The sequence below is a fragment of the Marinilactibacillus psychrotolerans genome, from assembly GCF_900101525.1.
GTDB lineage: Bacteria > Bacillota > Bacilli > Lactobacillales > Carnobacteriaceae_A > Marinilactibacillus > Marinilactibacillus psychrotolerans.
On sequence record NZ_FMZD01000018.1, the window covers coordinates 1 to 14,207 of the forward strand.

10 protein-coding genes are annotated in these 14,207 nt (G+C 37.2%); 1 reads left to right on the forward strand and 9 read right to left on the reverse strand.

Translation table 11 applies throughout. From position 1 onward, the window contains the following. Window positions 1-87: 87 nt before the first annotated feature. Window positions 88-252 (reverse strand): hypothetical protein, encoded by a 165-nt coding sequence (locus tag BLT22_RS12370; RefSeq protein ID WP_176935438.1) that lies wholly within the window; start codon window positions 250-252, stop codon window positions 88-90. A gap of 420 nt (window positions 253-672) precedes the next feature. Between BLT22_RS12370 and BLT22_RS09370 the strand changes: the two genes are divergently transcribed. Then, window positions 673-1,950 (forward strand): BaiN/RdsA family NAD(P)/FAD-dependent oxidoreductase, encoded by a 1,278-nt coding sequence (locus BLT22_RS09370; protein WP_091762773.1) that lies wholly within the window; start codon window positions 673-675, stop codon window positions 1,948-1,950. A gap of 59 nt (window positions 1,951-2,009) precedes the next feature. On the opposite strand, the gene recQ is transcribed toward BLT22_RS09370, so the two are convergent. The 8 genes from recQ to argJ form a co-directional block, all read right to left on the reverse strand. Further along, on the reverse strand, window positions 2,010-4,184 hold the full coding sequence (gene recQ, locus BLT22_RS09375) for a DNA helicase RecQ (RefSeq protein WP_091762775.1): 2,175 nt from the start codon (window positions 4,182-4,184) through the stop codon (window positions 2,010-2,012). Window positions 4,185-4,327: 143 nt separating this feature from the next. Beyond that, entirely contained in the window at window positions 4,328-5,959 is a 1,632-nt protein-coding gene (abc-f, locus tag BLT22_RS09380; protein ID WP_176935440.1) for a ribosomal protection-like ABC-F family protein, read from the reverse strand. Window positions 5,960-6,378: 419 nt separating this feature from the next. Further along, window positions 6,379-8,184, reverse strand: a complete 1,806-nt coding sequence (gene pepF, locus BLT22_RS09385) for an oligoendopeptidase F (RefSeq protein ID WP_091762778.1) — start codon at window positions 8,182-8,184, stop codon at window positions 6,379-6,381. 369 nt (window positions 8,185-8,553) lie between these two features. After that, window positions 8,554-9,960 carry an argininosuccinate lyase gene (gene argH / locus BLT22_RS09390; protein ID WP_091762780.1) on the reverse strand — a complete coding sequence of 469 codons (1,407 nt, stop codon included), beginning with the start codon at window positions 9,958-9,960 and terminating at the stop codon, window positions 8,554-8,556. Then, the gene (gene argF, locus BLT22_RS09395) at window positions 9,941-10,873 is read right to left on the reverse strand and encodes an ornithine carbamoyltransferase (RefSeq protein WP_091762782.1); all 933 of its coding nucleotides are present in this window, start codon (window positions 10,871-10,873) and stop codon (window positions 9,941-9,943) included. Before argF ends, argH begins: the two co-directional genes overlap by 20 nt. Next, window positions 10,870-12,051, reverse strand: a complete 1,182-nt coding sequence (locus BLT22_RS09400) for an aspartate aminotransferase family protein (RefSeq protein ID WP_091762784.1) — start codon at window positions 12,049-12,051, stop codon at window positions 10,870-10,872. The genes argF and BLT22_RS09400 overlap by 4 nt, the downstream gene beginning before the upstream one ends. A gap of 17 nt (window positions 12,052-12,068) precedes the next feature. After that, window positions 12,069-12,926 carry an acetylglutamate kinase gene (gene argB, locus BLT22_RS09405; RefSeq protein WP_087057230.1) on the reverse strand — a complete coding sequence of 286 codons (858 nt, stop codon included), beginning with the start codon at window positions 12,924-12,926 and terminating at the stop codon, window positions 12,069-12,071. A 27-nt stretch (window positions 12,927-12,953) separates the two neighbouring features. Next, the gene (gene argJ / locus BLT22_RS09410) at window positions 12,954-14,204 is read right to left on the reverse strand and encodes a bifunctional glutamate N-acetyltransferase/amino-acid acetyltransferase ArgJ (protein ID WP_091762786.1); all 1,251 of its coding nucleotides are present in this window, start codon (window positions 14,202-14,204) and stop codon (window positions 12,954-12,956) included. Window positions 14,205-14,207 lie beyond the last annotated feature (3 nt).

A 14,207-nucleotide genomic window follows, 5' to 3' on the forward strand; every position in this document is an offset into this window, starting at 1 on the left:
AACTTTGTCTTTAATGTAACGGATTTCTTTACCAGTAAAGGTTTTACGTCTGGCACCACAGTTGCTTTTATTCTTTTTATAGCGTGCCTAGTAATCTTGAATCGTATATCCTTGTTTAAGATAATTGACTACATTACAGACAGGTTGTTTTGATCGTTCAAGTTTATTTGCAATTTTTGAAGCAGATAGTCCAATCGTGTGATAAGTTTCTATCCATCCAAGGTCTTCCATGGTAAGATGGGTGTAGGCCATTTGTGGTCACTCTCCTAATTTTCGTGGTTGTAAATCTGGAATGAGTGTACCACATATGGTCTTTTTAATCGTCTAGCTTAATTTTACAATTCAAGATTGTTAAAACGATCCAGACAGCTAGTTGCTTTATTGACATTTATTATTTCCTTATACACTTTACTCACACAATCTTTCGGTTTACTGTATATAGTTTTTACAGGACTTGGTATTACGTCATTATTAATTGCTACCGAGGAGTTTGTGGAAAATCATAAAAATACGAGTGTGGCGTTTGTTGGTGCTTCTGTATTTGTATTATACGTCGCTCTAATAACAATCTAAATACGTTACAATTTATCGACTCTTTTGAAACGATATAGATTACTGTCTTCATGTATGGTACAGTTACGGGTAGTTCAAATGTAAGTAGGAGGAAACAACATGACCCACTACGATGTTCTTGTCGTTGGAGGTGGAACGAGCGGCATGATGGCCGCGATCTCTGCCGCAGAATCCGGCGCAAAAGTTGCTGTCGTTGAAAAGAATAAAATGCTTGGAAGAAAACTCCTTGTAACGGGTAATGGTCGCTGTAATGTAACCAACAACCGTGATAAAGAAGAAATTATTACCCACATTCCTGGTAATGGGCGCTTTTTATATAGTGCATTCTACCAATATGACAATTATGATATTATGAAGTTTTTCCGTTCAAACGGAATTGCTTTAAAAGAAGAAGATCATGGAAGAATGTTTCCAACGACTGATAAATCCAGAACAATCGTCGAAGCTTTGAAGAGAATCATGGAAGAAAACAAAATTGAACTCTTCCTCAATGCTCCTGTAGATACGGTTTTATATGGGGAAGGAAAAAGTAAAGGTGTCCTCTTAAAAGATGGTCGAACTCTACTGGCTAAAAGTATCATTCTCTCAACCGGCGGACGCGCAATGCCCAAGACCGGATCGACTGGCGATGGGTACCAATGGGCTAAAAAAGCTGGTCACACCTTAAAACCACTTTATCCTACTGAAGTTCCAATTACTTCTGATGAAACTTTTATTGAAGAGAGAGTATTACAAGGTTTAGCTTTAAGAGATGCTAACTTGAGTGTGCTGAATAAAAAAGGGAAAGCAGCCATTTCTCACCGTATGGATATGATCTTTACTCATTTTGGTATTTCGGGTCCTGCTGTTCTTCGTTGTTCGATGTTTGTCCATCAAGTTATGAAACGAGACAAGACAGATCGAGTTACAATGATGATCGATGCTTTGCCGGATAAGACCATCAATGAACTAAGACAGGAAATTGCTCAGTTGGCTAAAGAAACTGGGGAAAAAAGTGTGAAAAATTCCCTTAAAGGAATGGTTCCTGAACGTTATTTATTGTTTGGACTTGAAAGATTAAACATCGAAGATGGCCTACCTTTAAAACAATTGACTCCTATACAAATTGATTCAATTATCGAATTCTTTAAAGACTTCCGTTTTACAGTTAATGGTTCGCTTCCGATCGAAAAAGCTTTCGTTACTGGTGGCGGGGTCAACACAAAAGAAGTCAATCCTAAGACACTAGAAAGTAAAAAGATGCAGCATCTTTACTTTACTGGAGAAATTCTAGACTATAACGGGTATACGGGTGGATACAACATTACAGGTGCTTTTATTACAGGGCGCGTTGCCGGTATGCACGCTGCTCAATCTGCCTTAGGTATTGCACAATAACTATTTAAACAAAAGACAGCTATGCCTTACAAAAAACCGTAAGAGCATAACTGCCTTTTTTATTTAAGTGACTTACTTTCTTCGCTTTTCATTCTTGCCAACACAAACTTGATAACCTCATATGAAATCGACTCGTCTACAGCTTCTTTTATCGGTTTTAAGAATTCATCACCAACCATCTCCACTGCTTTTCTAATTTCTGTTTCATTTTCAGCAGAGACTAGTTGATCGTACCCAATTTCTTTATTTTGCTCAATTCCTTTACAGATATGGTTAATAATCGTATTTGTGGTATATCCTCTTAATTCAGCTATTTCTTCGATAGATTGTCCCTCTTTTAAAAGATCGATCGTTTCTTCCATTGAGTTTTTTCCGTTACTTTTTGAAGAACTGACTGGTTTAGTCATTTCTTTTTCTGTTATATTCTGTTTTCTCAATGCTTCAATCTGCAAGTTTTGTTCTACTACGTATTTTTTAATAATCGGCAGAAACTTTTCTCCATACTCAGCTAGTTTAGTCTCTCCTACACCGTTGATAGAAAGGAATTCTTCTTCAGTATGAGGAAACTTAGCAGCCATATCAATCAAACTTCTATCTGTAAATACAACAAACGGCGGTTTCCCAATTTCTTGAGCAATTGTTGTACGCATATTTCTTAACTGTTCAAATAAGCCTTCGTCATAATTCTCGATATTTTCGATTACTTTCTTTTTATGGACAGGTTCTTGTTTTAATTGTTTACGGATAGCTAGCTTTGTTTTTCCTTTTAATAACTCCGGTGTTTTCTGTGTAAATTGGAGAACAGGGTACTGTTCTCCGCCTAGTTGTAAATAGTCTTCACTAACCATAATCGAGATCATATCTTTAATATCTCCATCTGTATAATCTGACATAATTCCATACGTACTTAATGCATCGAAATTTACTTGTTGGATTCTACTTGTCTTTTTGCCACGAAGAACATCTGTAACAAGTCCTGTTCCGTACATTTGCTTCATTCGATAGATACAGGATAGGATCTTCTGACATTCAACGGTGATGTCCGTTGTAATTGTTTCTTCATCACAATTCGAACAATACTCGCAGTCCTGCCATTCGACTTCTTGATTGAAATATTTTAAGATGCTTTTTCGAAGACAGTTTCCTGTTTTACAATACGTAATCATAGAGTTCAAGTTTTTCTTAGCATGGGGGGAATTGCCTTGCTCAATGAGCATTGTATTCGTAATAATATCTTGAGCTGAATAAAAAAGAACAGCTTCTGCAGGTGCTCCATCTCTGCCGGCACGTCCTGCTTCCTGGTAATAACTTTCCATATCAAGCGGCATATTGTAATGAATAACTTTTCGTACATTAGATTTATCAATGCCCATTCCAAAAGCATTTGTTGCTATCATGATTGGTTTTTCATCATATAGAAATTTATCTTGATTTGCCATACGTTCTTCCGGTTCAATTCCTGCATGATACCGCGTTACTGGAAAGCCTTTCTTGTTAAGTGACTTATAGACTGTATCTACATTTTTACGGGTATTACAATAAATGATACTAGATTCTTTTTTATCTAAAATCCGATTTAATTCATTAATCTTTTTATCCGGTTTAACTACAGAAAAATACAGATTTGGTCTATCAAAACTCGCAATATGCTGATAAGGATGGTTTAAACGTAATTGATTAATCATATCCTGTTGAACAATCGTTGTGGCAGTCGCTGTGAATGCGGCAAAAGGCGGTCTGGAAGGTAAAGCATCCATAATTTGTGGAATAGCTTGATAACTAGGTCTGAAATCGTGACCCCACTGCGAAACACAGTGTGCTTCATCAACTGCGACTAAGGAAATGTTCATCTGACGAACAGAGTTCAAAAACTGTTCGTTTCCCAAACGTTCTGGAGATATATATAATAAATCCAGTTCACTCCTGATTGCTTCATCAATAATCATTTGTTGTTCATAGTAAGATAATTGACTATTGATATATGCTGCTTTAACGCCCATCGTTTGCAGTGCATCTACTTGATCTTTCATTAAAGAAATTAGTGGCGAGATAACCAACGTTACCCCATCTAGTATGATAGCCGGGATTTGGTAACAGAGTGACTTTCCGCCACCAGTGGGCATCACGCCTAAAACGTCTCTCCCATTCAAAATAGCATCAATCAATGCTTCTTGTCCGGGACGAAACGTATCATATCCATAGTAGTGTTTCAACGTTTTATCTATTGTATCCATATTGCCTCCAACATTCTCACTTCATTTTTCTATTTTGCAAACTATTCGTATTTGTCTCTTTGCGCCTTATAATTGTAACACAGCGATCAGGTTATTTTTCTACGCTATTTTATTTATAGAGAAGGTATTACTATTTATACTGTCTAATTATTTAGTTCCTCTTTTTTTCTTTTTGCCCATGAATAGCTTCCGGGGAAAAACTCTACTTTTTGTTCATCTATCCAGTACACTTTATTAAATGTTTTATCTAAAAAATAACGGTCATGAGAAACTGCCAGAATGGTCCCTTGAAAATTTTCTAATGTTTCTTCTACTAATTCTCTAGATTCAATGTCTAAATGGTTCGTAGGTTCATCTAATACTAAAAAATTAATATCTTCTTCCATAAGTTGTGCTAACCTCAATCGCATCCGCTCTCCGCCACTTAGTCCTGAAATTTGGTTAAAAACATCTTTTCCATAAAACAAAAATCGAGCTAATTTCGTCCTTGCCTCCTGTTCGGTCATCTGAAAGTTCTCTTTAAAAACATCCATCACCCTCTCCCTTTTTTCATTAGTGAATAAGTGTTGTGAAAGGTAGCCGACTTTTATATTACTTCCTCTATCTATTTGACCAGAATCTGCTTTTTCTTCTCCTAAAATCATTTTCAACAAAGTCGATTTTCCAGTACCATTCTCCCCTACTAAAGCCACTTTTTCTCCGAAACGAATATGAATATTCACATCTTCTAATAGTACTCTTTCGTCAAAAGACTTGGTTACTCCTTCAGTAACGATAACATCTTTCCCGCTTCGATCTGATGCTTTTATATCTAATTTCATTTGTTTACTGATATGTGGTTTTTTAACTTTCTCCATTCTTTCGATCATTCTTTCCATATGCCGAGCTTTTTTATGCAATCCAGGATTAGGTGGGACTGCTCGATTAGCCCATTCTCTCAGTGTTTTTGCTCTTTCTTTCATCTTCTTTATTTTACGTTGTTGTTCTTCATAAGCTTGAAATTCTCTTAAAACTTTTTCTTCTTTCTCTTTCAAATACCCAGTAAAATTAGAATGGTAAATGGTACATTCACCATCTTCTAGATCAATTATTTTGCTTACGCCTTCATCCAGAAAGTATCTATCGTGGGAAATAATGACTACTGCTCCATTATAATTTCTAACAAACTGTTCCAGCCATTCTGTAGCTAAAAAATCTAAATGATTCGTTGGTTCATCTAATAACAACAAGTCTGGATTTCTAAGAAGGTTCATTGCTAAACCAATTTTAGTTTGTTCTCCTCCACTTAGTATCTCGAACTTCTTATCCAATAGCCGATTTATATTTAGTCCTTGAGTGATCTGCTGGATTTTAGCATCCATCTCATATCCTCCTTCTTGAAGATAGGTTTCTTGGATGTATCCATATTTTTCCACTAGCTGCTCCAGACGATCGGCATTTTTTTCGTTGCTCATTTCCATCTCTAGACTTTGCATTTGCTTTTCTTTTTCTAATAGATCGTAAAATACGGAACGTAAAATATCTTTCACAATGATTCCTCTAGAATAATGAGGTATTTGTTCTAAATATCCAATTGAGCATCCCTTTTTCCAATGAATCATTCCGCTACTTGGTTGTTCCGCTTGTGCCAGCAATTTCATCAGTGTGGTTTTACCACTTCCATTTCTTCCGACTAATCCTATTTTTTCTCCTTCTTTTATTTCTAATTGTATATTTTCAAAAATTTGAGTTCCTCCATATGCTTGAGAAACATCGTTCATTGTACAAATCATCATCATTTTCTCCTTTTGTCATTCACGCCCGAACCTTTATTAGACAAAAGCTGATCTATACAAATAGCCATAGAAAAGAGTCCTCTCCTATGGCTACCTGCAACAAAAAAGAGAGCATGAGTCTGCTCTCCCATTTTGTATATTAATGGTGGGGGTGAGATACTTCCGCTGCGATTCTACTATTAAATTGCTAAAATTGGACAGACTGGTCCCTTTAGGCAATAATAATAGAAAATTCTGCACGGCAGATATACAAATATAGTTCTTCTTTTCCGTGCTTCTTCGCAGTTAGAAACATCTAACCTCCACCTCCGTTCAAATAAGTTAGTCTCATTTTATCTAAATAGAGTCGCTTTTACAATAGTTATATTAAAAAACCTTTACAGAATTTATCTGTAAAGGTTTTTGTTTTAATAGATGATCTAATTATTTAGTTCTCCTGTTAATTCAATGATACGATCAACAGATTGGTCTAAATATTTGATTGTATCTGAAAGGGGACGATCTGTTGTAATGTCAACTCCAGCTACTAACGTTGCTTCAGATGGTACCTTTTGTCCACCTAATGCTAGAAATTCTAACCAGCCATCGACTTTTTCTTCTCCACTTTTAATTTTAAGGAATGCTTGAGTGGCAATAGTCAAGCCAGCAGAGTAGGTGTATGGATAGAGTCCCATGTAGTAATGAATTTGACGCATCCAGGTTAATTCTGCACCTGGTTCTAACTCTACTGCATCACCCCAGAACTGCTCCAGTATGCTGCGTTTAATTTCACTAAGTTTCTTAGCGTCAAAGCTTTTACCTGCATCAATTAATTTATACACTTCTCTTTGATAGGCAGCTTCAAGTAAATGCGTTACAAAATTATGGAAGTAGGTCTTAGAAATCATTTTAGATAAAACTGACCGTTCCATACGAGGATCTTCAGATTTATTTTGTAAATAATCTGTTAGTAATAATTCATTGAAGGTTGAAGGGCCTTCAATCAGATAAAGTGATGGTTCTGCACTAGTTAGTGGATTATTTTCATTTGACAATACACCTTGACCGGCATGCCCTAATTCATGGAATAGCGTATATGCATCTGTTAATTCCCCAGTCCACGTAATCATTACATAAGGGTGTTTGCCATAAGTTGTCGAACAGAATGCTCCTGAACGCTTCCCAATATTTTGTGCAAAGTCTGTCCAACGTTCCGGATAAGAACGTAAAATCATATTAACGTACTTTTCTCCAAGGGGTGCCATAGCATTTTTTACAAGATCTTTAGATTCTTCTATCGTTATTGGCGTAGTATAATCAGGATCCAAATCTACTTTTAAATCAGCATAGGTCATTTTATCTAATCCGTGAACTTCTTTTAAATGGGTAACAAATTTGCGCATTACCGGTGCAAAGTCATTCATGATCATATCGATTTGACGATGGTATAAATCCTGACTCACTTCCTGACTTTCAAGTAAGTAATCAAAAATCGAATCATATCCACGCATTGTAGCTAATGTTTTTTCACTTTGCAAGTGTGTATAATATGCAGTCGCTACTACGTTTTGATATTGACCTAACACCTTATTAAACTGATCATAAGCAGCTCGGCGAATTTTCGGATTTTTATGGTACATATAAACTTCTTCATACAAAACAAAGCTTAACTCATATTCTTTTCCATCTACCTCAAAAGTACCATAGTCTGCATCAGCGGACCGTGCTTGTTCAAATAGTTCAGAAGGTGCTTCAAACGTTGGACTAAGTTGTGCTAAAGCTTTTTCTACATTTGGATCTAGTTTAGCTTTTTTAGCAGCTTTAATTTTTCGAACAAACGGTATATATTTCGGTTCTTTTTCTATCAACTGGTTCAATGTAGTTTTATCTATTTCTTGGATTTGAGAATTAAAGAAACTTAAATCAGCGCTCACATTTGCTAAAACATTTGAGACGTGGCGAGCTTGCTGCTGTGCTTCACTATCTAAAATATCGACTGATACTGGTAATATTCCATATTGTTCTAAATGAGAAGCTTTAGCCATTAATGCTTCATAGGCTTGGATCGCTTCAATTAATAATTCAACATTATCCAATTTACCAGAATATTTATCTGCAAATATTTTCACATCTTTTGGAAGTTGTTCAGCTACTTTTTCAAATTCTTCTTGTGTTTCAAAAATTGCTGTTAAATCCCATTTCAACTCTTCTGGAATATCTATACGTGGTTTTAATTTTTCAGCCAATTTATTCTCCCCTTAATTCATAATATGTAGTGAACTGCAGTCAGTTATATAATTATAACTCAGTTGATATATTGCCCTAATAATTTTTCAATATTCAAACACCAAGTTATTCTTCAACTAGTAAGTTACTCTCTCTTTTAGAGGTAGTTCTCCTTTACACATTCACTATTTCAAATAATTATACCATTTATTCTAACATTTGTGTGAGAAAATTTTGCATTTTCAAATTAAATACTAAGACTTAAATGAGCCTCTTACAACTCTGAGAACAATATTACTACTAGTTATAATAAATGATTTATATTATATCGTTCTGACTGCATCTTATTCCTTGATATCATTTGTTCTTGTAAAAAAAAAAAAATTGATTTATAATAAAGATTTTGTTTCAGTATTTAATTGTCTTTTCAACTGTTTCATTTGTTGTATAACCGCTTTCGGTGAGGGGCCACCTTCAATATCTCGTTTAATTACACAGTTATCTAAATTGATGGCTTCATAGATATCTTCTTCGAACAGGGAGTGTAGTGACTGATAGGTTTCCAGTGGGACTTCTTCTAACGTTATGGCTTTTTTTATACAGGTTTGAACTAATGATCCAATTACTCCATACGCTTCTCGAAATGGGACACCTTTTTTAGTTAAATAATCCGCGCAATCTGTCGCATTGATAAATCCTTTTGAAGCTGCTTCTCGCATGCGATCAGCTTTCACTTCCATAGTGTCAATCATTGGGATCATAGCAGATAAAGCAATTTTCACTGTCTGAATACTATCAAATAATGCTTCCTTGTCTTCCTGCATGTCTTTGTTGTAGGCAAGCGGAAGACCTTTCATCATAGTCAGCAGTGTCTGTAGGTTTCCGTAAGCTCGACCTGCTTTTCCTCGTACCAGTTCTGCTACATCCGGATTTTTCTTTTGCGGCATGATGGAAGATCCCGTTGCAAAAGCATCATCTAGCTCAATAAAACAGAACTCCTGAGAACTCCATACAATTATTTCTTCAGATAAACGAGATAAATGCATCATGATCATGCTTAAGGCATATACAGTATCCATCACAAAATCACGATCGGAAACGCCATCTAAACTGTTGGCCGTCACTTTCTCAAACCCTAGTTGATCTGCTACAAACTGACGATCGAATGGATAGGTTGTTCCAGCCAGTGCTCCATTTCCCAGGGGCATCACATCTGTATGTTCTGCTGCTTCATCTAGTCGGTTGATATCTCTTGAAATCATTTGTCCATACGCTAAAATATGGTGGGCAAACGTAACCGGTTGGGCAATTTGTAAATGAGTATAGCCGGGCATGATTGTATGGATATGATCCTGCGCTTTATCAAGAATAACTTTTTCAAACTGCAGCAATTGTGTTTTGGTTTCAGCAATTTGCTTTTTTGTGTACATCCTTAAATCCAGCGCAACTTGATCATTGCGGCTTCTACCTGTATGCAGCTTTTTACCTGCATTTCCAATCCGATCGGTCAGCTCAGCTTCAATAAACATATGAATATCTTCAGCAGTCGGATCGAACATCAAGTCATTATTTTTTATATCCATCAGAATCCCTTGGAGACCTTCAACAATACTGTGCTCATCCTCTTTAGAGATAATCTGCTGTTTCCCCAGCATTCTAGCATGCGCAATGCTGCCTGTAATATCTTCCTCATAGAGTACATAGTCAAAGCTGATTGAAGAATTAAATACATCGACTTCCTCTGCGCTGCTCCCGCCTAATCTACCTTGCCATATCTTATTTGAATTCGCTGGCATACATTGGAACCCCCATTAAATGAACCAGAACGGCTTTTTGAACATGAAGACGATTTTCAGCTTCTTCAAAAATATAATCCGCGTGTTGTTCAAATACTTCCGTTGTGATCTCTTCTTCTTTATGAGCCGGCAGACAATGTTGAACCATCACCTCTGGCTGGGCAACCGATAAGAGTTCTGTATTTACCTGATACAGATCCTGAAAAATCAATTTTCTTTTTTCTGCTTCGGACTCATCTCCCATACTAGCCCAGACATCGGTAAAGACGACATCTGCATCTTTCACAGCTTCATATGGGTTTTCCGTTAAAATAAATTTAGGATTTTTACCGTACGTTTCAAGGATCAATTCATCTGGCTGATATCCTTTAGGTGAGGCCACCGAAATTGATGCTCCGGCCAACAAGGATCCAACGATCAAGGAGTTAGCCATATTGTTTCCATCCCCTACGAAGGCAAACTTCAAGTTTTCAAGCGATCCTTTGACTTCTTGAATCGTCATCAGATCGGCTAAAATCTGACAGGGATGATACAAGTCAGTCAGTCCATTGATGATCGGAATAGAACCATACTCCGCAAGGCTCTCTACCTCTTCTTGCTTGAATGTACGGATCATGATTGCATCCAAATAACGAGATAAGACTCGAGCTGTATCTTCAATCGGCTCACCACGCCCCATCTGCAAATCACTGGCACTTAAATATAACGGCTTTCCACCTAATTGACTCATCCCTACTTCAAATGATACTCGGGTACGAGTAGAAGCTTTCTGGAAAATCATACCCAACGTTTTTCCTTTTAAATAAGGCGTTTCAATTCCATCTTTCAGCTTCTTCTTCAAGTCATGTCCAGTCTCTAAAATAGACAGCAATTCTTCTTTGGTCAAATCAGAAAGTTTTAGTAAGTGGTTCATTTCAAGACCTCCGCTTCTTCCTTTTTCAAGACTTTGTCTAAACAGTTGACTGCTTCATCAATGGCAGCTTTATCTATAATAAGAGGCGGCAGCAGTCGCAGCTTGTCTTTGGCAGTTAAAAACAATACCCCTTCCTCTTTTGCTTTGGATAACACTTCTTTTGCGGTTGTATGCTTAAAGGTTATTCCAATCATCAATCCTAATCCAGTTACTTCTTCTACCTCATCTAGCGCTTCTAGTTTCTCTATCAAGTAGAGACTGTTTTCATGGACTTTTTCTAAAAATGCGGGTGTCAAGGTTTCAAGTACGACATTTGCCCCCGCTGTTACAACAGGATTCCCGCCGAAAGTAGAACCGTGGTCACCTGCTTCTAACACATCTTTGACTTTTTCTCCTAAAATAGCTGCACCAATGGGCAGACCGTTTCCGAGTCCTTTGGCACTCGTAACAATATCTGGTTGAAGTCCATAATGTTCGTAGGCAAACAGTTTTCCTGTACGACCAATTCCTGTTTGAACTTCATCTATAATAAGAAGAATATTTTTTTGATTACAGATATCTGCTATTGCTTGGATGAAATCTGACTCTAGCGGAACAACGCCCCCTTCTCCCTGTACGATTTCGATCATAATGGCACAGACGTCTTGATCTACTTTATGATGTAAGTCCGTTATACTATTCGTTTCGATAAAATCGAATCCTTCCGTAAAAGGATCAAAAAATTTATGAAACGTATCCTGTCCTGTTGCAGATAAAGTCGTTACCGTACGGCCATGGAAAGAATTGCTTAGAGTAAGAATTTTATGTTTATCCGGGCTTTGTTCATGTCCGTACTTTCTTGCGACTTTAATCGCAATTTCGTTTGACTCTGCTCCAGAGTTCACGAATAGTACATGCTGCATTCCCGTATGGAGACAAAGTTTTTCTGCAACTTGTGCGCTCGGTTCTGTGTAGTACAAGTTTGAAATATGCTGTAGTTGACTTAACTGTTTCTGTGTAGCTTCTACCCAATCTGGATGATGATAGCCTAGTGAGTTCACTCCAATTCCTGCTGTAAAATCCAGATATTTTTTTCCATCCTGATCATAAATATAATAGCCCTCTGCTTTTTCAAATACTACTGGTATACGGTTATAGGTTGGGGTTACATAAGTATTAGTCAGTTCAATACTATTCATCATTTACTCCTTTCTGTTCAGTCCTTTTTATAAAATAATGTACCAATTCCTTTATCTGTCAAAAATTCAACGATTAATGAATGAGGCATTCTACCGTCTAAAATCACTGCTTGTCTTACTGAATGTTTGATTGCATCTGTGCAGCACTGGACTTTTGGAATCATCCCGCCACTGATAATATTCTTTTCGTACAAACTATTTACTTCTTTTAATTCAATCTGTTTGATCAATGTAGTGGAATCAGCTGCGTCTTCCAGTACACCAGGTATATCAGACATCAGAACCAGATTGTCAGCTCCTAAAGCTTTAGCGATTCCACTGGCCATTTCGTCTCCATTGATATTGCAGATTTCACCATTTTCATCTGTACCGATACAAGCGATGACTGGGATATATCCATTCCCCACTAAATCTTTAATGACTTGCGTATTCACTTTAGTTACTTCTCCTACAGCACCTAGGTTTTCAGGATCTTTGAGTTTGGCTGTTACCAACCCGCCATCTACACCACTAATTCCCATAGCTTTTCCACCAAGAGAATGGATCATACGTGTCAGATCTTTGTTGATTTTCCCAGCAAGTACCATCTGAGCGATTTCCATCGTGTCAGAATCTGTTTTTCTGAGTCCGTTCACAAATGAACTTTCTACATTTGCTTTATTGAGCCAGTGGTTGATATGCGGACCGCCGCCATGCACGATAACGACATTAATTCCGACTTTTGCCAGCAGCATAGCATCCGATAAAACAGCCTTTTTCAGTGATTCATTTTGCATTGCTGAACCACCATATTTAATGACCACCATTTTCTGATCGTATTGCTGAATATAAGGCAGTGCATTGATTAAAATTTCTGCTACTTCAAATGAATCCATCTTGGCTCCTTCTTTTACCTAAATACCTTATGTTCTATAGGCACTATTAATTTTTATATAGTCATATGTGAGATCACATCCCCAGGCAGTTGCTTGACTTTTACCTTCATATAAATAAATATCAATACTCAGTCTATCTGTTCCTAGAATCTCAATAGCTTTCGCTTCGTCAAATGACACGGTCGAACCTTCTTCGCATACACAGATGCTCTGGTAATTTTCTGATCTCAAATAAATATCTAGATTGTGATAGTTAAAATCCGCATCGCTATATCCGATAGCGCATAACAAACGACCCACATTGGCATCTCGCCCGTATACTGCTGTCTTAACTAAACTACTGCTGATCACCTGTTTCGCTACTGCTTTTGCCTGCAGTTCATCTGCGGCTTCTAGTACATTACAGGTAATGAGCGTACTCGCGCCTTCTCCGTCTTCTGCAATTGCGATGGCCAGTTCTTTACATACTAGATATAAGGCTTCTTTAAACACCTGCAGATCAGGTTCTGCTTCTGATTGAATCTGCTGATTCCCAGCTTCACCGTTTGCTAATATCGTAACCATATCATTTGTTGAAGTATCTCCATCCACACTGATCATATTAAAGGTATCCTTTACGACTTCTTTTAAAGTGAGCTGAAGTAGCTCTGGTTCAATAGCTAAATCTGTCGTAATAAATCCAAGCATTGTAGCCATATTCGGATGAATCATGCCACTTCCTTTTGAAATCCCGCCGATTCTTACAGTTGCATTTTCAAGTTCAAATTCTACTGCATACTCTTTTATATCGGTGTCTGTTGTCAATATAGCTTTAGCTGCTTCACTTCCGTCTTCTTCATCAAGCTGTTCTACTAAATCAGACATACCGTTTTTGAATGGTTCGATACTCAGTGGCTGACCGATCACACCAGTAGAGGCAACTAGAACATCCTCTTTTTTAATTTTCAGTGCATCCCCAACTAATACACAGACTTCATTTGCGATTTCTTCTCCATTGGCATTACATGTATTGGCATTGCCACTATTACAGATAATAGCTTGAGCTCTGCCGTTTATACTGTGTGCTTTGGTAACCAGTATCGGAGCCCCTTTTACTTTATTCTGTGTATAAACACTAGCCGTGCTGCTTAATTTTTTACTATAGATCAATGCAAGGTCTTTTCTTTTCTTTTTGAATCCCGCATGCATTCCTGATGCCATAAAGCCTGCAGGTGCACAGACATTTCCTTGAATTTCCTTAATTTGATTTTCTTTTTTGTGTTTAATTAGGGTTTCCATTTT

Coding starts and splice junctions, on each gene's coding strand:
- BLT22_RS12370 (WP_176935438.1), bottom strand. CDS start 252: ATGGCCTACACCCATCTTACCATGGAAGACCTTGGATGGATAGAAACT.
- BLT22_RS09370 (WP_091762773.1), top strand. CDS start 673: ATGACCCACTACGATGTTCTTGTCGTTGGAGGTGGAACGAGCGGCATG.
- recQ (WP_091762775.1), bottom strand. CDS start 4,184: ATGGATACAATAGATAAAACGTTGAAACACTACTATGGATATGATACG.
- abc-f (WP_176935440.1), bottom strand. CDS start 5,959: ATGATGATTTGTACAATGAACGATGTTTCTCAAGCATATGGAGGAACT.
- argH (WP_091762780.1), bottom strand. CDS start 9,960: ATGCCAGCGAATTCAAATAAGATATGGCAAGGTAGATTAGGCGGGAGC.
- argF (WP_091762782.1), bottom strand. CDS start 10,873: ATGAACCACTTACTAAAACTTTCTGATTTGACCAAAGAAGAATTGCTG.
- BLT22_RS09400 (WP_091762784.1), bottom strand. CDS start 12,051: ATGAATAGTATTGAACTGACTAATACTTATGTAACCCCAACCTATAAC.
- argB (WP_087057230.1), bottom strand. CDS start 12,926: ATGGATTCATTTGAAGTAGCAGAAATTTTAATCAATGCACTGCCTTAT.
- argJ (WP_091762786.1), bottom strand. CDS start 14,204: ATGGAAACCCTAATTAAACACAAAAAAGAAAATCAAATTAAGGAAATT.